The organism is Ramlibacter sp. AN1133, assembly GCF_037890035.1.
In the GTDB taxonomy this organism is placed as follows: domain Bacteria; phylum Pseudomonadota; class Gammaproteobacteria; order Burkholderiales; family Burkholderiaceae_C; genus Ramlibacter.
Genome location: NZ_JBBKTQ010000006.1, coordinates 279,790 through 298,140 on the forward strand (window position 1 = coordinate 279,790; position 18,351 = coordinate 298,140).

An 18,351-nucleotide genomic window follows, 5' to 3' on the forward strand; every position below is an offset into this window, starting at 1 on the left:
GCGGGACGGGGGGACGCGCCGTTCTCAGTGCGCGTCGTGGGCCTGGCCGACGTACACGAGCGTCAGCATCATGAACACGAAGGCCTGCAGGGTGATGATCAGGATGTGGAAGATCGCCCAGGCGGAACCCGCGATGATGTGGCCGATGGCCAGGCCGATGCCGGTGGCGGTGAGCGAGAAGGCCCCACCCATCAGCGCGATCAGCAGGAAGATCAGTTCGCCGGCGTACATGTTGCCGAACAGTCGCATGCCGTGCGAGACGGTCTTGGCGACGAACTCGATGACCTGCATCAGGAAGTTGAACGGCCACAGCAGCGGGTGGGCGCCGAAGGGCGCGGTGAACAGCTCGTGCACCCAGCCGCCCAGGCCCTTGATCTTGACGTTGTAGAACAGGCAGATCAGCAGCACCGAGATCGACAGGCCCATCGTCATCGAGAGGTCGGCGGTCGGCACCACGCGCATGTAGGCATGCTCGGGGTCGTGGCCGGCGGCGCCGTACAGCTTCTGCCAGATCCACGGCAGCAGGTCGACCGGCAGCAGGTCCATCGCGTTCATCATGAAGATCCAGACGAACACGGTCAGTGCCAGCGGTGCCACGAACTTGCGGCTGGTGGCGTTGTGCACGATGCCCTTGGCCTGCGCGTCCACCATCTCCACCAGGATTTCCACGGCGGCCTGGAAGCGCCCCGGCACGCCGGAGGTCGCCTTGCGCGCCGCCTTCCAGAGGAAGAAGCAGGTGAAGACACCGATCACGATGCCCCAGAACAGCGAGTCCCAGTTGAACACGGAGAAATCGACCACGTTGGCCGGCTTCTTGTTCTGAAGGAACGTCAGGTGGTGAACGATGTATTCGCCCGCGGTGGGACCGTGCCCCGCGGCAACGATTTCAGCAGCCATGTTTCTTTCAGCTCGATTGCGTCTTCGGGCGCGGCGCGAACGCCAGGGCGACCCAGTAAACCTTCATCGCGAGGATCAGGCCCACCAGCAGCGCCGGCCAGCTCAATCCCGCAACCCACCTCGGCGCGACCATCAGGAGGCCGATCGTCAAGGCGATCTTCACCATCTCCCAAAGCAGGAACCCGACTGCCGCTGTGCCCGCATTGATCGATGAGAACCTTCCGGTCAAGCCCCGCGCGAACACCGCGGCGGGAATGACCACCGCGAAAGCGCCGTACAGGACGGACCAGCCTACGCTCTGCCTTCCAGTCAGGAGCCACCCCAGCAGGGCGGCCACGAGGCCCACGCCTGCCTGCCCGGCGACCACCCACCAGGGTGAAACCGGGGGGTTTTGCTCGCGCACGCGTCGCGCCTGTTCGGCGGTCAGCGGCTTCGGGAGGGATTCCTGCTCGTCGTCTTCAGGAAGCGGGGCCAAGCTCTTGGCATCTGTTCTTGTTGGCATGCCGGCCGCCGGTGTCCTGAATTTCTGGAAAGCCGCTCATTATAGGTAGAAACCACGAGCGGGCTCCAGCCCCCGGACATCAGTTCCCCGTCAGGCTGTCGTGGCTGCACCGCGGCGCCACAATCCGCGGACAACAAGAAACGGAGCCCCCATGCGCAACCTGCTGCTGTTCTTCCACCTCGCCGGCGCCATCTTCTGGATCGGCGGCATGGCCTTCGCCGTGATGGCCTTGCGGCCCGCACTGCACGCGCAGCTGCAGCCCCCGCAGCGCCTGCCGCTGATGGTGCTGGTGCTGCGGCGCTTCTTCGTGGTGGTGATCGTGAGCATCGCCCTGCTGCTCGCCACCGGCGTGCCGCTGCTGCTGCAGGTGCCCGGCGCCGTGGCGCCGCGCGGCTGGCACGCGATGGCGGGGCTCGGGATCGTGATGATGCTGGTGTTCGGCCACATCTTCTTCTCGCCCTGGCGCGGGTTGCAGCGCGCGGTGGAACTGGGCGACTGGCCCGCGGGCGGCAAGCACATGGCGCGCATCGTGCTGCTGGTGAAGATCAACCTCGGGCTGGGCTGGGCCGCCATCGCGGCGGTGATGCTGTGGCACTGAGGGCCTGCGCGCTCGCCGCGGCCGCCGCGCTGCTGTCGCTGGCCGCGCACGCGCACCACGGATACGACGCGGCCCGGCCGCACCACACGCCGGAGGGCTTTCGCAACGTCACCGGAGCGCAGGTGGCCAAGCCCTTCTCGTCGCTGCTGCGGTGGAAGTGGGACGCCTGGCGCGAAGGCCTGCCGCCGGATCCGGGGCAGCCGACGCCGGTCGTGCTGCCGGCGGTGCAGTTGTTGAAGGCCAACACCGAGCCGGTGCGGCGCGTCGGCGCGCAGGCCGCGCGGCCGCCCCTGCCCTCGGCCACCTGGATCGGGCACGCGACCGTCCTGGTACAGAGCGCCGGCCTGAACATCCTGACCGACCCGGTGTTCAGCGAGCGCGCCTCGCCGGTGAGCTTCCTCGGGCCGAAGCGCGCGCAGCCGCCCGGCATCGCGCTGGCGGACCTGCCGCCGATCGACGTGGTGCTGGTCTCGCACAACCACTACGACCATCTCGACCGCCTGAGCGCCGTGCAACTCAACGAGCGCTCGGGCGGCCGCACCCTCTTCCTGGTGCCGCTGGGCATCAAGGCCTTCCTCGAGCGCCAGGGCGTGACCAACGTGGTCGAACTCGATTGGTGGGACGTGCACCGCTTCCAGGGCGTGGAGTTCCACCTGGTTCCCGTGCAGCACTGGTCCGCGCGCGGGCTGGACGACCGCTACCAGACCTTGTGGGGCGGCTGGTCGGTGTTCGCCCCCGACCTGCGCTGGTATTTCTCCGGCGACGCCGGCTACAGCATGCATTTCGCGCAGACGCGCGAGCGCTTCGCCTCGCACGCGCGCGAGGGCACGCTGTTCGACCTCGCCCTGCTGGCCATCGGCGCCTACGCGCCGCGCTGGTTCATGGCCGACCAGCACATGGACCCGGCCGACGCCGTGCGGGCGCACAAGGATCTGGGCGCGCGGCGCAGCCTGGGCATCCACTGGGGCACCTTCCAGCTCACGGACGAGGCACTGGACCAGCCGCCGATCGCCCTGGCCGCGGCGCGCCAGGCGCAGGGCGTGGCGGAACAGGACTTCTTCGTGCTGCCGATCGGCGGCACGACATGGCCCGCCGGCGCGCCCGCCGCCCACGCGAAGCAGTGACAATCGAGGCATGAGCGAAGCCATTCCAGCCCTGCCCTGCTGGCTCAACGGAGAGATGGGCAACATCCGCGATGCCAAGGTGAGCGTGCTCGACCGCGGCTTCATCTTCGGCGACGGCGTCTACGAGGTGGTGCCCGCCTACCAGGGCCGGCCCTTCCGGTTCAACGAACACATGGCCCGGCTGGAGCGCAGCCTGGGCGAACTGCGGATCCGCAACCCGATGGACCGGGCCGGCTGGCGCCAGGTGGTCGACCAGCTGATCCAGGCCTATGCGCAGCACGTGGGCAAGCGGGTGGAGGAGACGAACCAGCTCGTCTACCTGCAGGTGACGCGCGGCGTGGCCATGCGCGACCACGTGATGCCGGCGGACATCGAACCGACGGTGTTCGCCATGGTCAACCGCCTCTACATCTACACGCCCGAGGAGCGCTCGCGCGGCGTGGAGTGCTACACCGCCGACGACTTCCGCTGGAAGAAGGCGCACATCAAGAGCACTTCGCTGGTGGGCGCCGTGCTGGCGCGGCAGATCAGCGCCGACCACGGCGGCAACGAGACCCTCATGTTCCGCGACGGCTGGCTGAGCGAGGCGGCCGCCTCCAACGTGTGGGTGGTGAAGAACGGGGTGGTGCTCGGCGCGCCCAAGGACAACCTGGTGCTGGAAGGCATCCGCTACGGCGTGTTCGAGGAAATCTGCATGCAGCAGGGCATCCCGTTCGAGCTGCGGCGGGTGTCGCGCGAGGAGGTGTTCGCCGCCGACGAGATCCTGCTGTCGTCGGCGACCAAGGAGGTCCTGCCCTGCACGAAGCTGGACGGCAAACCGGTTGGAAACGGCCGGCCCGGCCCTATCTACCAGAAGCTGTTCGACGGCTACCAGCAGGCCAAACGCGCAACTTCCTGAATGTCCGCCTCCATCCATCCGCCCCCATCCGCCCACGACGATCCCCGCCGGGACTCGCTGATCGAGTACCCCTCGCGCTTTCCCATCAAGGTGATGGGCGCGAAGGTGGACGGCTTCGTCCACGCCATCACCACCCTGGCGCGCGAGTTCGACCCGAGCTTCGACGCGTCGACGGTGGAACTGCGCGACAGCCGCGAAGGCAAGTACCTGGGCATCACCATCACCATCACCGCGACCAGCCGCGAGCAGCTGGACGGCCTCTACCGGGCGCTGACCTCGCACCCGATGGTCAAGGTCGTCCTGTAACCAGTGCTCTCCCCAGGGGAAATCAGGCATTTCGTTCGGAGTCATGCGGCGATGATCGGTCGTTGGGCGCGGAGGGCTAAGACTGGACGTCTTAGCCCTTCGCGCACGACGGCCGAGGGCGCCGCAGGGCCCGAACCCTTCGGGCTGCGCCGTATCGGGGCGCATGCCGCGTTGCCGACACAGGCCAATACGTCAAGTATTGGCCTGCGCCGGCGCCTTGCCTGCGCCCCGATACGGCGCAGCGAAATGCCTGATTTCCCCTGGGGAGAGCACTAATGCAGGTCAAGGTGCTGGGGCAGGTCGACTACCTGTCCACGTACCGGGCGATGCAGGCCTTCACGGAGGCCCGCGGCGCCGGCACGCCCGACGAGATGTGGATCTGCGAACACCCGCCGGTGTTCACGCAGGGGCTGGCCGGCAAGGCCGACCACGTCCTGGACCCGGGCTCCATTCCCGTGGTCTCGACCAACCGCGGGGGCCAGGTCACGTACCACGGGCCCGGGCAGGTGGTCGTGTACCCGTTGATCGACCTGCAGCGGGCGGGGTACTTCGTCAAGGAGTACGTGTACCGGCTGGAGGAGGCGGTGATCCGGACGCTGGGGGACGATGGGGTGACGGGGCATCGGGTGCGGGGGGCGCCTGGCATCTATGTCCGGTTGTCGAATCCGTTCTCGCACGAGCGCCTGGGAGTGCCCCCACCCCAGCCCTCCCCCGGAGGGGGAGGGAGTGAAGGCACGGGGCAGTTGCTCCCTCCCCCTCCGGGGGAGGGCTGGGGTGGGGGCACTCCCGCCGCCGGAATACCCCCGATATCCTTCAACGGCCTGGGGAAAATCGCCGCCCTCGGCATCAAGATCACCCGCCACTGCACCTACCACGGCCTTGCCTTCAACGTCGCCATGGACCTGGAACCCTTCCGCCGCATCAATCCTTGCGGTTATGCAGGTCTGGAAACCGTGGACCTTTCTACAATCGGGGTTTCCACCACATGGAACGAGGCGGCCGAGCGGCTGGCCAACAGGCTGCAGGCGCTGCTCGCCCCCTGACCCCCCAAGGACCCCATGAGCTCCACGAACGTCGTGCGCGAGGCGCAATCCGTCGAGACCTACGAAGCCGGCGCCAAGCAGAAGGCCGCCGCCAAGCTGTCGCGCATCCCCGTGAAGGTGGAGCCCGGCGAAATCCTGAAGAAGCCGGACTGGATCCGCGTCAAGGCCGGCTCCGTCAACACCCGCTTCTACGAGATCAAGCAGATCCTGCGCGAGCAGGGCCTGCACACCGTGTGCGAGGAAGCCTCCTGCCCCAACATCGGCGAGTGCTTCGGCCACGGCACGGCCACGTTCATGATCATGGGCGACAAGTGCACGCGGCGCTGCCCCTTCTGCGACGTGGGCCACGGCCGCCCCGACCCGCTGGATGCCGCCGAGCCCGCGAAGCTGGCGAAGACCATCGCCGCGATGAAACTCAAGTACGTGGTGATCACCAGCGTGGACCGCGACGACCTGCGCGACGGCGGCGCCGGCCACTTCGTCGACTGCATCCGCCAGACGCGCGAGCTCTCGCCGGCCACGCGCATCGAGATCCTGGTGCCGGACTTCCGCGGCCGCGACGACCGCGCCCTGGAGATCCTGAAGGCCGCGCCGCCGGACGTCATGAACCACAACCTCGAGACGATCCCGCGCCTGTACAAGGAAGCACGGCCCGGCTCGGACTACCAGTTCAGCCTGAACCTGCTGAAGAAGTTCAAGGCCCTGTTCCCGCACATCCCGACCAAGAGCGGGCTCATGGTCGGCCTGGGCGAGACCGACGAGGAGATCCTCGAGACGATGCGCGACATGCGCGCGCACGACATCGAGATGCTCACCATCGGCCAGTACCTCGCCCCGACCACCTCGCACCTGCCGGTGCGGCGCTACGTGCACCCGGACACCTTCAGGATGTTCGAGGCGAAGGCGAAGGAGATGGGCTTCACCCACGCGGCCGTGGGCGCGCTCGTGCGCAGTTCCTATCACGCGGACCAGCAGGCGCACGCGGCCGGCGTCGGCGCCTAAGCCTTTTCCTCAACCCGGCGATCTTCCCGCGACGGGGCGGATGGAATAAAACGCGCGTTCGCAGCGTTTTTCCCCTGACCCCACCCTCCCGGAGAGCATCGCATGCAAGAAGAACAGGGCCGCCCGGCCTCCGCCAGCCGGCGCGATTTCCTCAGGATCGCCGGCGCCCTGCCGCTCGCCGCCGGCCCCGCGCTGGCCCAGGCGCAGGCCCCCGCGGCGGGCGCGCGCGTGCCGGGCATCGAGGAGGCCGACCGCGTCTTCATCACCAACGAGGACTCGAACACCATCGTCGTGATCGACCCGGCCACCAACACCGTGGAGCGGACGATCAACCTCACCAGCTTCGACGAAGACCCGCGCCCGCCCTTCCGCTACGTGACCGCCGGCGTGGCGCCCAGCCACGCGGCCATGATCCACAAGCCGCTGTACCACGGCTGCATCGATGCGCACGGCGCCGTGCCCTCGCCCGACGGGCGCCTGCTCGCCACCAGCGGCCGCGGCTCCAGCAACATCTACCTCACCGATGCCGCGCAGCGCCGCGTGATCGGCAACACGCCGAACCCGGCGGCGGGCGCCAGCACGAGTCCCGAGCGCCTGACCACCGGCATCCTGGTGGGCCGCGAGCCGCACGAGCCCACCTTCTCGCGCAACGGCAAGGAACTGTGGGTCACGATCCGCGGCGAGGACCGCATCGCGATCCTCGACGTCGACGGCGCGCTGCGCAGCCTGCGCGGCGACGCCTCGGCGCAGGCGATCCGGATGTACGTGGGCACGCTGCCCGGGCCGGCGCAGGTGTGGTTCAACCGCGAGAACACGGTCGCCTTCGTCGCCAGCCAGAAGGTCTCCAAGGTCGACGTGTTCGAGCTGCGCATGGGCGCCGACGGCTTCACCTTCCCGCAGCGGCGCGTGACGCTCGACATCGCGGGGCAGGACAAGCCCGGCTTCACGCCCTTCCTGAAGACCACGCCGGATGGCAACGAGGTGTGGTTCTCGCACAAGCTGGCCGATGCCGTGTCGTGCCGCTCGACGCGCCCCGAGTTCGGCCTGCTCGACGCGGTGCCGCTCGGCGCGAACGCGCGGCCCAACCACGTCGAATTCGTGGAGAACGCGCGCGGCAAGGTGACCTATGCGAGCCTGGCGCGCGTCGACGACAACGGGCCTGGCGGCGTGGCCTCGAGCCAGATCGCGATCATCGACCGCTCGGCGCCGCCGGGCGCGCGCAAGGTCGTCGGCACCTTCTTCACGCACGGCCGCGAGGCGCATGGCCTGTGGACCAACCCCGAGAACACGCTGCTGTACGTGGCGCACGAGCAGGACGAGCTTCCCGGCACGCCGGCCGCGGGCCAGACCGTGTGCACCGCCTTCGACGTGCGCGACCCGCTGCGGCCTGCCTTCATCGCACAGATCCCGCTCGGCTCGCTGGCGCTGCCCTCGGGCGAACTGCGCAACAAGAAGAGCATCAACCTGGTGTACGTGCGCGTCGGCGCGCGGGGGCAGACGGGATGAGGAGCGCCGCACGGCCGCCCGAAGGTGCTCACCCCCTCCGCGTGCGGAGGGGGGAGGCGGAGCACGCAGTGCGGAGCCTGGGGGAGGTTCGATGAGTTTTGCGAGTGAAATGGAGGAAGGCATGGCGCGGATGATGGGCGCCATGCACGCGGCCGCGGCGACCGGCGACCCGGACATCGACTTCCTGGCGATGATGATCCCGCACCACGCGGGCGCGGTGGACATGGCGCGTGCCGTGCTGCGGCACGGGCGCGATGCGGCCACGCGGCGGCTGGCCGAAGACATCATCGCGGGGCAGACCATCGAGATCGAGGGCATGCAGCGCAGGCTGGCGATGCTGCGCCAGCCGCAGCGGGGGCCGGAGTTCCCGGCCCTGGGCGGCACGCGCGGGCCCTGATGCATTTCCTCCCTCCCCCTCCGGGGGAGGGTCGGGGTGGGGGCGCTCCGGCGCTCCGGTTCGCGCGACACGTTAAAGTCCGCGCCCATGTCCCCCCACTGGTACGCCCTGGGCGCGATCGCGCTCTGGGCCTCGCTCGCCGCCCTCGGCGTCACCCTGCGCCACGTCCCGCCCTTCCTGCTCACCGGCCTCGCGCTCGTGATCGGCAGCCTGCCGGCATGGCCGCTGGTGCGGCACTGGAGGGTGCCGCCGCGCACGCTGGCCCTGGGCGTCTACGGCCTGTTCGCGTACCACTTCCTGCTGTTCATCGCGCTGCGCATGGCGCCGCCGGTCGAGGCCAACCTGGTGAACTACCTCTGGCCGCTGCTGATCGTGCTGCTCGCGCCGGTGCTGCTGCCTGACGTGCGCCTGAAGCCCGCGCACGTGCTCGCGGGGCTGGCGGGCTTCGCCGGCGCGGCGATCGCCATCCTGGGCGGCGGCGGCGCGACCGGCACCTGGTCCTGGGGCTACCTGCCCGCGCTGGGCGCGGCCTTCATCTGGTCCAGCTATTCGCTGTGGACGCGCCGCGTCGCGTCCTTCCCCACCGCCGCCGTCGGCCTGTTCGGCCTGGTGTCGGGGCTGCTCTCGCTGGCCTGCCATGCGGTGCTGGAAGACCCGGCGCAGCTGTCGGCGCGCGACCTTGCGCTGATCGCTCTCCTGGGCCTGGGCCCGCTCGGCGCCGCCTTCTTCCTCTGGGACAAGGCGCTGAAGACCGGCGACGCGCGCCACATCGGCATCCTGAGCTACCTCACGCCGCTGGCATCGACGACGCTGCTGGTGCTGGTGACTGGCCGCTCCTTCAGCATCAGCATCGTCGCCGCCGCGGCGCTGATCATCGGCGCGGCGGTGATCGGGACGCGGGTGCGCTAATCGAAGCGGTAGCGCAGCCCCACGAAGGCGTGGTTGCGGCCGATCGACAGCACCAGCGGCGTCTCGCGTCCGCCGGCGTAGTACCCCACGCCGGCGCCGATCGCCCCGCCGGCAACCACGTCGGTGAGCCAGTGCGCCTGCGCCGCCATCCGGCCCTTGGCCATGGTCAGCGGGATCGCCGCCAGCGCCCAGGCCCCGGGGTTGTCGGCGTGGTACTCGCGGATGAAGGGCGTGACGAAGGCCGCCATCATCGCCACCTCGCCGCTCGGGAAACTCCGGTTCTTCGAGCCCGCGAACCAGACGCCCGGGTCGGGGTTGTCGATCGGGCGCGGCCGGTGGAACACGCGCTTGAGCGTTTCCGTGCTCGCGGCCGTCATCAGGGCTGCGTCCATCGACTGCCAGGCCGTGCGCCCGAGCCGCGTCTCGCTGCCCTCCCACAGCGCCAGCCCGACGACGCCGCCGATCGCCAGCAGGTCCGCCCGCTTCTGGTTGGCGCGCGAGAAGATGCCGCCGTCCTCGCGCTCGTCGAAGCGGTCGATCGTCTTCCAGAAATCCGCGCGTGCGGGTGCTGCCGCCACCACGGCGAGCAGCGCCGCCACGCACGCAGCGCGGTATGCCTTGCCCAAATGGCCTCCTGCGCCGCATCGACGGCGCGGGGCGACTGTGGAAGCGAGAACTTAAGCGCTGCTTAAGGGCGGGCCTCAGACCGCGCAGTAGCGATTCTGGATCTCGGTGTCCGCCAGCAGGTCCTCGGCGCGGCCTTCGTGCACCACGTGGCCCTGGTCGAGGATGTAGGCGCGGTCGGAGATCGACAGTGCGCGCTCCACGTTCTGCTCGACCAGCAGGATCGTGGTGCCCTGCTCCTTCATGCGCACGAACAGGCGGAACATCTCGGTCACCAGCAGCGGCATGATGCCCTCGGAGGGCTCGTCCAGCAGGATCATCTTCGGCCTGGCCATCATCGCGCGCGCGATGGCCAGCATCTGCTGCTCGCCGCCGGAGAGCGACGTGGCCTCCTGCGCCAGGCGTTCCTTCAGCCGCGGAAAGGTTTCCGCGATCTCGTCGATCATCGCGTTCGTCTCGCCGCGGCGCCCGCTGGCGAGCAGCCCGAGCTGCAGGTTCTCGCGCACGCTCAGGCCGGCCACGATCCGGCGGTCCTCCGGCACGTAGGCGAGCCCCTGGTGGTAGCGCGCGTGCGCCGGCTGGCGGTGCAGCGGCTGGCCGTCGAAGACGACCTCGCCCGCGCTGCGCGCGAGCAGGCCCATCACGGTGCGCAGCGTGGTGGTCTTGCCCGCGCCGTTGCGCCCCATCAGCGTCACGATTTCGCCGCGGCGGACCTCGAACGCGATGTCCTGCACCACGTGGCTGTGGTCGTACCAGGCGTTGAGGCCGCGGACTTCGAGCAGCGCCGCCATGTCAGCCCTGCCCCAGGTACACGCTGCGCACCTGGTCGTTGGCGCGGATGGCCTCCGGCGTGCCTTCGGCCAGGAACTCGCCGTGGTGCAAGACGATCAGGCGCTGGCAGATGCCCATCACCAGCTTCATCTTGTGTTCCACCAGGATCACGGTGCGTTCGGCCGCGAGGCTGGTGATCAGGTCCATCATCACCGTGGTCTCCTCGGGCGACATGCCGGCCGTGGGCTCGTCCAGCAGCAGCAGCTGCGGGCGCGCGGCCAGCGCCATGGCCACTTCGAGCGCGCGCTGCTGGCCGTGCGCGAGGTCGCCGGCCGGCTTGCCGCGCCAGGGCGCCAGCCCGACGCGTTCGAGCAGGGCGTCCGCCTCCTCCTTCGCCTGCGGCCAGTCCTCGCGCGACTTCAGGAAGTTGAAGCGCACGTGTCGCATCTGCGCGGCCACGCGCACGTTCTCGTGGGCGCTCAGCTGCTTGAACACGTTGGTGATCTGGAAGCTCTTGGCGATGCCCAGCCGCGCATATTCGTGCTGCGGCAGCGCCGTGACGTCCTCGCCGCGGAACAGCACGCGGCCGCTGCTGGGCGCCAGCGAGCCGCTCAGGATGTTGAAGAAGGTGCTCTTGCCGGCGCCGTTCGGGCCGATGATCGCGCACAACTCGCGCTCGCGGAAGCCGGCGGTGACGTTGGACAGCGCCTGGAAGCGCCCGAAGCGCATGCCGATGCCGCGGGCTTCGAGGATCGCGTCGCTCACGGGCGCACCTCCCCGGCCGGCGCGGCTTCCACGGGGGCGCCCACGCCGCGCGCGGCGGCAGCCTCGCTGCGCTGCGTGCGCCGGTGCAGCACGTGCAGCACCGTGCCCCAGATGCCGCGCGGGAAGAACAGCACGAAAGCCATGAAGACGATGCCCACCACCAGCATCCAGTGCTGCGTCAGGGTGGTGACGACATCCTCCAGGTACAGGAACACGCCAGCGCCCACGAAGGGGCCGAAGAAGGTGCCCATGCCGCCCAGCAGGCACATCATCACCGCGTGCCCGGAAGTCAGGTAGTGCAGCGAATCGATCGGCACCACCGACAGGTGGATGGCCCGCAACGATCCGGCGAGCCCGCACAGGCCCGCGGACAGCACGAACACCAGCAGCTTGGACCGCGGCACGTCGTAGCCGCAGGCCGCCGCGCGGCGGTCGTTCTCGCGGATCGCCTCCATCACGGCGCCGAACGGCGAGGCCAGGATGCGCGAGACGAGCCACAGCGCCGCCGCGACGAACACCAGGATGACGTAGTACTTGGTGGTCGGGTTGGTGAAGTCCAGGCGCAGGCCGGCGAACTCGATCGGGTCCACGCGCACGCCGCGCAGCCCGTTCTCGCCGCCGGTCCAGCGCTCGGCCTTGTAGAAGCCGTAGTACACGATCTGCGCGAGCGCCAGCGTGACCATGGAAAAGTAGATGCCGCGGCTGCGGATGGCCAGGAAGCCGACCGCCGCGCCGACCACGAGCGAAGCGGCGACACCCGCGGCGATCGCCACCGGCCACGGCAGCCCCGCGTGCACGATCGCGATCCCGGTGAGGTAGCTGCCGACGCCGAAGAAGGCGGCGTGGCCGAAGGACAGCAGCCCGGTGTACCCGAACAGCAGGTTGAAGCCGACTGCGTACAACCCGAACACGAGGATGTTCACGGCCAGCGCCTCGTAGGGCATGAGCAGCGGGAACACCAGAAGGAACAGCAGCACCGCGGCGACGCGGTGGCGTTCGACGAGACGGACGAAGCTTGCCAAGGGGGCGCCCTCAACTCATGAGCCCGGCCTTGCCGAACAGGCCCTGCGGCCGCACGAGCAACACCAGCGCCATCAGCACGAAGATGGAGAGTTCGGCCAGGTCCGGCGCCAGCAGCGAAGTGAGGCTGAACACCACGCCCACCAGCAGGCCCGCCACCACCGCGCCGGGCAGCGAACCCATGCCGCCCACCACCGTCACGACGAAGGATTCGGCCAGCACCGTGATGCCCATCTCCGCGTTGACGGCGCGGGTGGGCGCGGCCAGCACGCCGGAGATGCCGGCAATGGCCGTGCCGATGCCGAACACCATCCACCACACGCGGGCGACGTCGATGCCCAGCACGCGCACGATCTCCGGGTCGCGCGAGCCGGCGCGGATGATCAGGCCGTAGCGCGTCTTCTCGATGAACAGCCACAGCGCGCCGACCACGACCGCCGTCGCGAGGATCAGGAACAGCCGGTACAGCGGAAAGTGGCCGAAGCCCAGGTCCACCGCCCCGCGCAGCGCCGCCGGCGTGCTGGAGGCCATGCCCTCGATGCCGAACACGATGCGCACGCCTTCGATGATCACGTAGCTCAGGCCGAAGGTGAGCAGCAGCGGATAGTCGATCCCGCGCCCGTACAGGGGCCGCACCAGCAAGCGCTCGGTCACGAGCCCCACCGCGCCCACCACCAGCGGCGTGATCACGAGGCTCAGCACGAAGCTGCCGGTGAGGCCGTAGAACCAGACGCCCAGGAAGGCGCCCAGCATGAAGAAGGCCCCGTGCGCGAAGTTCACCACCGTCAGCATGCCGAAGATCAGCGACAGGCCCACCGCCAGCAGCGCGTAGATCGCGCCGAGGGCGATGCCGGTCACGAGCTGCAGCGCCAGCAGCGACAGGGTGAGGTGCTCCACGGGGCGCGCGGCCTCAGACCTTGTGGCCCAGCTCCGCGCAGGTGCGCAGATTGGCTTCGTTCGGCTCGTCGACGTGCACGACGTTGAACACGTCGTTCTTGTCCTTGTTCCCCTTGCTCTTCGACTCGATGATGAAGACCGACTGCACCGCCTGGTGGTCGCAGGCGCGGTAGTACTCGGGGCCCTTGTACCAGTTGTACTTCATGCGCGTCATCGCCGCGCTCACCTGGTCCGACTGGGTGGTCTTCGCATCCAGCACCCCCTGCAGCACGCTGCGCACGCCGGCGTAGGCGAGCGAACCGTAGTCGGAAGGCACGGCACCGTTGTAGGCCTTGCGGAACTTGTCGTTGAAGACCTTGGCCGCGGGCACGTGATCCTCGATGCCCCAGTAGTAGGACGTGCCGCCGACCACGCCGTCGAACACGTCGGCGCCGCCGGTCTGGCGCGCCGTGAACAGCAGCACCGGCGTGATGATGCGGGTGGTGGACTTCAGGCCGAAGTCCGTGGCCTGCTTGAGCGCGTTGAGGAAGTCGCGGCCGAAGTTGTTCATCACCAGGATGTCGGGCTTGAGCGCCTGGATGCGCGGCAGGAAGGCGGAGTAGTCGGAGGTGCCCAGCGGATGCCGGATGTCCGCCAGCGTGGTCGCGCCGAAGGCCTTGCCGGCGCGCTCGAAGCCGCGCACCATCTCGTGCCCGTACGCGTAGTCGGCGGTGAGGTAGGCGATGCGCTTGCCGAACTTCGGGAAGGCGTAGCGCGCGACGGCGCCGGAGGTGACGTGCGGGTTCAGCGCCTCGTGGAAGGTGTAGGGGCTGAAGTCCTTGACCTCGTTGATCGCATCGGACTGGCTGATCGAGACGAAGATCACCTTGCGCTCGCGCGTGACGGCGTTCATCGACAGCTGCGTGGCCGCCGACAGCGAACCCGCCATGAAATCCACCTTGTCCTTCTCGATCAGTTCCAGCGTGCGCGTGGCGGCCTCGCCGGCATTGAGCTTGTCGTCGCGCACCAGCAGTTCGGCCTTGCGGCCGTTGAAGCCGCCGGCGTCGTTGAATTCCTTCACCGCCAGTTCGGCGGCGCGCACCTGGTCCTGCGCTTCCGGCGCGTAGGGGCCGGTGAGCGGGACGAGGAAGCCGACCTTGATGGGAGCGCCCTGCGCCCGCACGAGGTTCGCGGCGAAGGGGGATGCTGCCAGCGCAGCGCCGGCGGCGCCGGCCTGCAGCAATCGACGGCGGGAAGGTTCAGGCGTGCGGGGCGGTTGCGGTGCGGTCATTCGTGTTCTCCTCGTTCAGGTCCAGGGTGTCGAGTTCGACGGCGGTTTCGTTCATCGCGGCCAGCGCGTCGCGCTCGTGCACCACGCCGTCCTGGCCGCAGGCCTGCATGTAGGCGCCCAGGCGCCGGCCGCGCCGCACCACCTGCAGCGCGATGCCGGCGCGCTCCTGCGCGTAGGCCTGCAGCGCGCGCGGCGTGGCGCCGTGGGTGCGCAGGGCGCCTTCGAGCGCCAGTGCGTCCTGCATGGCCTTGGTCACACCCATGCCCACGTGCGGTCGCGCCACGAAGGCCGCGTCGCCGAGCAGCGCGATGCGGCCGCGCGCGATCTCGCGCGAGGCCACGTCGTGGATCGGCTGCAGGAAAGGCTGGCCGCATTTCTCCACGACCTCGGCGAACTGCGGCGCGAGCAGGCGGCGCGCGTCCTCGCGCATCGCGGCGACCTCGCGCCACGACACCTTGTTCGGCGGGATGCCCTGCGGATAGTGCGTGCCGTCGGCATCGGTGAGCAGTTGCGCGAGCCGGTCGGGCGCGGGCGCGGCGCGGTACCAGACGAAATTCCAGGAGCGGTGGCCGGGCTCCATGCGATGGCCCGGGCCGGCCACCGGGTAGCCCAGCATCTGCTCGCCCGGGGGCGTGCAGAAGGCGAACTGCGGAAACAGCGTGGCGTGCGCGCCGCGCGAGAGCACGGCCTCGTCGCACAGGCCGCGCCAGGCGACGTAGCCGGCGTATTCCGGCTGCACCTCGGGCCAGCACTGCTGCCGGATCGCGGAGCGGATGCCGTCGGCGGCGACCAGCAGGTCGGCCTCGAAGGCGCCGGTGTTCGTGTGCAGCCGCACGCGCTCGCCGACCTCCTCCACGCGCTGCGCCGTGGTGCCCTGGCGGTAGGTCGCGGAGTCGGGCAACAGGCCGTGCAGCAACTGGTACAGGCGGCCCCACGACGTGAGGATCTGCGGCATGTCCAGCGAGCCGAGGACGCGGCCGGTGCTGTCGAGGGTGATGCGGCCCGGCACGCGGATGCCCAGCGCGGTGTCCGCCGGCATGTCGCAGCGGCGCAGCCCTTCCTCCAGCACGCGGTGGCTCACGATGCCGGCGCCACGGCCCTCCATCGGGCCGGCGGCCTTCTCCAGCACGGTGACTTCGTGCCCGGCGCGCGCGAGCAGGTTCGCGGCCATCAGCCCGCCGAGCGATCCCCCCACGACGAGCACTTGCGCCATTCAGCCTCCGCCGAGCCGCCTCAAGGAGGCTGAAGCCCCCTCGGGGGGCAGCGACGACACGAAGTGCGGAGCGTGGGGGTGCATGTTCCGCGGCATTGTTGGAGGGGGGTCCTGGAGCGGCATCGGGATCAACCCGTAAGACCTTCAGGGCACCACGCCCAGCGCGCGCAGGATCTTCTGAGGCGTGATCGGCTGCGACCAGACCTGCGCGCCCAGCGGCGCCAGCGCGTCGTTGATCGCGTTCATCACCGCGGCCGGCGCACCGGCGGTGCCGGCCTCGCCCGCGCCCTTGGCGCCGAGCTGGCTGGTGCGCGTGGGCGTCTGCACGTGCGCCACCTCGATGTCCGGCATCTCGGCGCACATGGGAACCAGGTAGTCCGCGAGATTCGCATTGAGCATCAGCCCCTGGTCGTCGTAGAGGCACTCCTCCAGCAGCGCGCCGCCGATGCCTTGCACGATCGCCCCGCGCATCTGCTCGTCGACGAGTTGCGGGTTGAGCACGCGCCCGCAGTCCTCCACCACCCAGTGCCTGAGCAGGCGCACGAAGCCGGTGTCGGTGTCGACCTCCACGTACGAGGCCTGCACGCCGTTGGTGAAGATGAAGGGGTAGTCGCGCTGCGCGTAGTGGCGCGTGACCATCAGTTCCGGCGTGCAGTCGCGCGGCAGCGTGTCGGAACGGTAGTAGGCGACGCGCCCCAATTCCGCCAGCGGCAGCAGCGGCTCCTGCGTGGCCGCATCGACCACCTGGCCGCGGCGCACGGCGAGCGTGGCCGCATCGCGCTGGAGCATCACCGCCGCGAGCTTGAGGATGTTGGCGCGCAGCGCCTGGCCGGCCAGCAGCACCGCCTCGCCGGCGATGCCCGCGCCGCGCGAGGCCCAGGTGCCGCCGCCATAAGGGGTGATCTCGGTGTCGCCGGTGACCACGCGCACGCGCTCGAGGTCCACGCCCACCGCATCGGCGGCGATCTGGCGGAAGATGCCTTCCGCGCCCTGGCCCTGCTCGCCGACGCCCACCATCGCCACGACCGCGCCGGAGGGATCGAGCCGCAGCGTCGCACCGTCCTGCGAGGCGATGCGCGCACCGCCCACGCCGTAGAAGGCCGCGCTCGGATTGGTCAGCTCGATCACGGTGGCAAAGCCGATGCCGCGATGGATGCCGCGCTCGCGCAGCCTGGCCTGCTCGGCGCGCAGCGCGCCATAGTCGATCATCTCCTCGATGCGGCGCAGGCAGGCCTGGTGCGACAGCACCTCCAGCTTGATGCCGCTGGCCCCGGTGGCCGGATACGCATCGTCCGGGATCACGTTGCGGCGGCGGAACTCCAGCGGGTCGATGCGCAGCTTGCGCGCGGCGAGGTCCACCAGCCCTTCGGTCACCGAGCAGGCGATCGGATGGCCGACGCCACGGTACTGGCAGGTGGGCGTCTTGTTCTGGAACACGACGTCCACGCGCGCGCGGTACTGCTGGTGCCGGTACGGGCCGCCCACCAGGTTCACCACCTGGTTGCCCTCGATGGCGCTGGTGCGCGGGAACATGGAATACGGGCCGATGCCGGTGAGGTCGTCGATCTCGAAGGCGAGGATTTCGCCCTCGCGCGTGGCGGCGATGCGGCCCTTGACGCGGTGGTGGCGCGCGTGGATGTCGCTGGTGAAGGACTCGATGCGGTCGGCGACGAACTTCACCGGCCGGCGGCACAGCAGCGCCAGCGCCACCGTCGCGAAGTCGTCGGGGTAGGCGTGGACCTTGATGCCGAAGGAGCCGCCCACATCCTTGCAGATCACCCGCACCGAGGACTCGGGCAGGTCGAACTGGCGCGCGTACAGGTCCTGCATCATGTGGGGCGCCTGGCAGGAGTGGTACACCGTCAGGCGCTGGTCGGCCGCGTTCCAGTCGGCCACCTGGCTGCGCGGCTCCAGCGTCACGCCGGTGTGGCGGCCGAAATCGAAGGTGGCTTCGACGACGGCGTCGGCGCGCGCGAAGGCTTCGTCCACCGCGCCAGTCGCCAGCGAGCGGGTGAAGCACAGGTTGTCGCCGAGCTCCGGGTGGATGACCGGCGTGCTCGCGGCGAGCGCCGTTTCCATGTCCACCACCGGCGGCAGCTGCTCGAAATCGACCTGCACCAGCTGCAGCGCGTCCTCCGCCTGCTCGCGCGTTTCGGCCACCACCGCGACCACGGCCTCGCCCTGCCAGCAGGCGCGCTCGATCGCGAGCGGAAACTGCGGCGCCGACTTCATGCCGGCCAGGTGCGCCAGCGTGGCGACCCATGGCTTGCAGACGGTGGCGATGTCGCGGCCGTCGGCCACCAGGATCACGCCGGGCATCCCGCGCGCCGCGTCGGCGTCGATCGCCAGGATGCGGCAATGCGCGACGGGGCTGCGCCAGAACACCACGTGCGCCATGCGCGGCAGCTCGATGTCGTCGACGTAGGTGCCCTGGCCCTGCACCAGGCGGCGCACGCCGGGGCGCTCGTGCGTGCTGCCGATGTAGCGCGAGTCGTCCGTGACGGGGGCCAGCGGCTGCTCGCGCTGCCCGGGGCGTTCGACGATCTCGGTCATTGGGAAACCTCCCCCAGGCTGCGCACTTCGTGCTCCGCCTCCCCCCTCCGCGAGCG

Annotated in this window: 19 protein-coding genes; 9 read left to right on the forward strand and 10 right to left on the reverse strand. The window is 69.8% G+C overall.

Going from position 1 to position 18,351, the window contains the following annotated elements:
- Positions 1-24: 24 nt before the first annotated feature.
- Both atpB and WG923_RS11070 read right to left on the reverse strand, forming a co-directional pair.
- Positions 25-897 carry a F0F1 ATP synthase subunit A gene (atpB, locus tag WG923_RS11065; protein ID WP_340351012.1) on the reverse strand — a complete coding sequence of 291 codons (873 nt, stop codon included), beginning with the start codon at positions 895-897 and terminating at the stop codon, positions 25-27.
- Between the two features lie 7 nt (positions 898-904).
- Positions 905-1,372, reverse strand: a complete 468-nt coding sequence (locus tag WG923_RS11070) for an ATP synthase subunit I (protein WP_340351013.1) — start codon at positions 1,370-1,372, stop codon at positions 905-907.
- Between the two features lie 178 nt (positions 1,373-1,550).
- On the opposite strand from WG923_RS11070, the gene WG923_RS11075 reads away from it, so the two are divergent.
- The 9 genes from WG923_RS11075 to WG923_RS11115 all read left to right on the forward strand — a co-directional run bounded on the left by WG923_RS11075 (position 1,551) and on the right by WG923_RS11115 (position 9,182).
- Positions 1,551-1,997 carry a CopD family protein gene (locus tag WG923_RS11075; protein WP_340351014.1) on the forward strand — a complete coding sequence of 149 codons (447 nt, stop codon included), beginning with the start codon at positions 1,551-1,553 and terminating at the stop codon, positions 1,995-1,997.
- On the forward strand, positions 1,988-3,121 hold the full coding sequence (locus tag WG923_RS11080) for an MBL fold metallo-hydrolase (protein ID WP_340351015.1): 1,134 nt from the start codon (positions 1,988-1,990) through the stop codon (positions 3,119-3,121). The genes WG923_RS11075 and WG923_RS11080 overlap by 10 nt, the downstream gene beginning before the upstream one ends.
- A gap of 10 nt (positions 3,122-3,131) precedes the next feature.
- Positions 3,132-4,019: a D-amino acid aminotransferase gene (locus tag WG923_RS11085; protein ID WP_340351016.1), complete on the forward strand. Its 888-nt coding sequence runs from the start codon at positions 3,132-3,134 to the stop codon at positions 4,017-4,019.
- The gene (locus tag WG923_RS11090) at positions 4,020-4,325 is read left to right on the forward strand and encodes a YbeD family protein (protein WP_340351017.1); all 306 of its coding nucleotides are present in this window, start codon (positions 4,020-4,022) and stop codon (positions 4,323-4,325) included. It begins immediately after the preceding gene.
- A 275-nt stretch (positions 4,326-4,600) separates the two neighbouring features.
- A complete protein-coding gene (lipB, locus tag WG923_RS11095; protein ID WP_340351018.1) occupies positions 4,601-5,368 on the forward strand; it encodes a lipoyl(octanoyl) transferase LipB in 768 nt (255 codons plus the stop codon).
- A gap of 15 nt (positions 5,369-5,383) precedes the next feature.
- The gene (gene lipA, locus WG923_RS11100; protein ID WP_340351019.1) at positions 5,384-6,370 is read left to right on the forward strand and encodes a lipoyl synthase; all 987 of its coding nucleotides are present in this window, start codon (positions 5,384-5,386) and stop codon (positions 6,368-6,370) included.
- Positions 6,371-6,472: 102 nt separating this feature from the next.
- Positions 6,473-7,876: a YncE family protein gene (locus tag WG923_RS11105; protein ID WP_340351020.1), complete on the forward strand. Its 1,404-nt coding sequence runs from the start codon at positions 6,473-6,475 to the stop codon at positions 7,874-7,876.
- Positions 7,877-7,967: 91 nt separating this feature from the next.
- Entirely contained in the window at positions 7,968-8,273 is a 306-nt protein-coding gene (locus tag WG923_RS11110) for a DUF305 domain-containing protein (RefSeq protein ID WP_340351021.1), read from the forward strand.
- Positions 8,274-8,360: 87 nt separating this feature from the next.
- A complete protein-coding gene (locus WG923_RS11115; RefSeq protein ID WP_340351022.1) occupies positions 8,361-9,182 on the forward strand; it encodes a DMT family transporter in 822 nt (273 codons plus the stop codon).
- Here WG923_RS11115 and WG923_RS11120 read toward each other — a convergent pair.
- From WG923_RS11120 to WG923_RS11155, 8 genes are all read right to left on the reverse strand, one after another.
- Positions 9,179-9,808: a phosphatase PAP2 family protein gene (locus WG923_RS11120; protein WP_340351023.1), complete on the reverse strand. Its 630-nt coding sequence runs from the start codon at positions 9,806-9,808 to the stop codon at positions 9,179-9,181. The two genes, WG923_RS11115 and WG923_RS11120, sit on opposite strands and share 4 nt — an antisense overlap.
- A gap of 75 nt (positions 9,809-9,883) precedes the next feature.
- Positions 9,884-10,588, reverse strand: coding sequence for an ABC transporter ATP-binding protein (locus WG923_RS11125; protein WP_340351067.1), 705 nt, complete (start codon positions 10,586-10,588; stop codon positions 9,884-9,886).
- 10 nt (positions 10,589-10,598) lie between these two features.
- The gene (locus tag WG923_RS11130; RefSeq protein WP_340351024.1) at positions 10,599-11,342 is read right to left on the reverse strand and encodes an ABC transporter ATP-binding protein; all 744 of its coding nucleotides are present in this window, start codon (positions 11,340-11,342) and stop codon (positions 10,599-10,601) included.
- Entirely contained in the window at positions 11,339-12,364 is a 1,026-nt protein-coding gene (locus tag WG923_RS11135) for a branched-chain amino acid ABC transporter permease (protein ID WP_340351025.1), read from the reverse strand. The genes WG923_RS11130 and WG923_RS11135 overlap by 4 nt, the downstream gene beginning before the upstream one ends.
- Before the next feature lie 10 nt (positions 12,365-12,374).
- Positions 12,375-13,259 (reverse strand): branched-chain amino acid ABC transporter permease, encoded by an 885-nt coding sequence (locus WG923_RS11140; RefSeq protein WP_340351026.1) that lies wholly within the window; start codon positions 13,257-13,259, stop codon positions 12,375-12,377.
- Positions 13,260-13,272: 13 nt separating this feature from the next.
- Entirely contained in the window at positions 13,273-14,529 is a 1,257-nt protein-coding gene (locus tag WG923_RS11145) for an ABC transporter substrate-binding protein (RefSeq protein WP_340351027.1), read from the reverse strand.
- Complete coding sequence (locus WG923_RS11150) at positions 14,498-15,742, reverse strand: FAD binding domain-containing protein (RefSeq protein ID WP_340351028.1); 1,245 nt, start codon at positions 15,740-15,742, stop codon at positions 14,498-14,500. The genes WG923_RS11145 and WG923_RS11150 overlap by 32 nt, the downstream gene beginning before the upstream one ends.
- A 144-nt stretch (positions 15,743-15,886) precedes the next feature.
- Positions 15,887-18,295, reverse strand: a complete 2,409-nt coding sequence (locus WG923_RS11155) for a xanthine dehydrogenase family protein molybdopterin-binding subunit (RefSeq protein ID WP_340351029.1) — start codon at positions 18,293-18,295, stop codon at positions 15,887-15,889.
- Positions 18,296-18,351 lie beyond the last annotated feature (56 nt).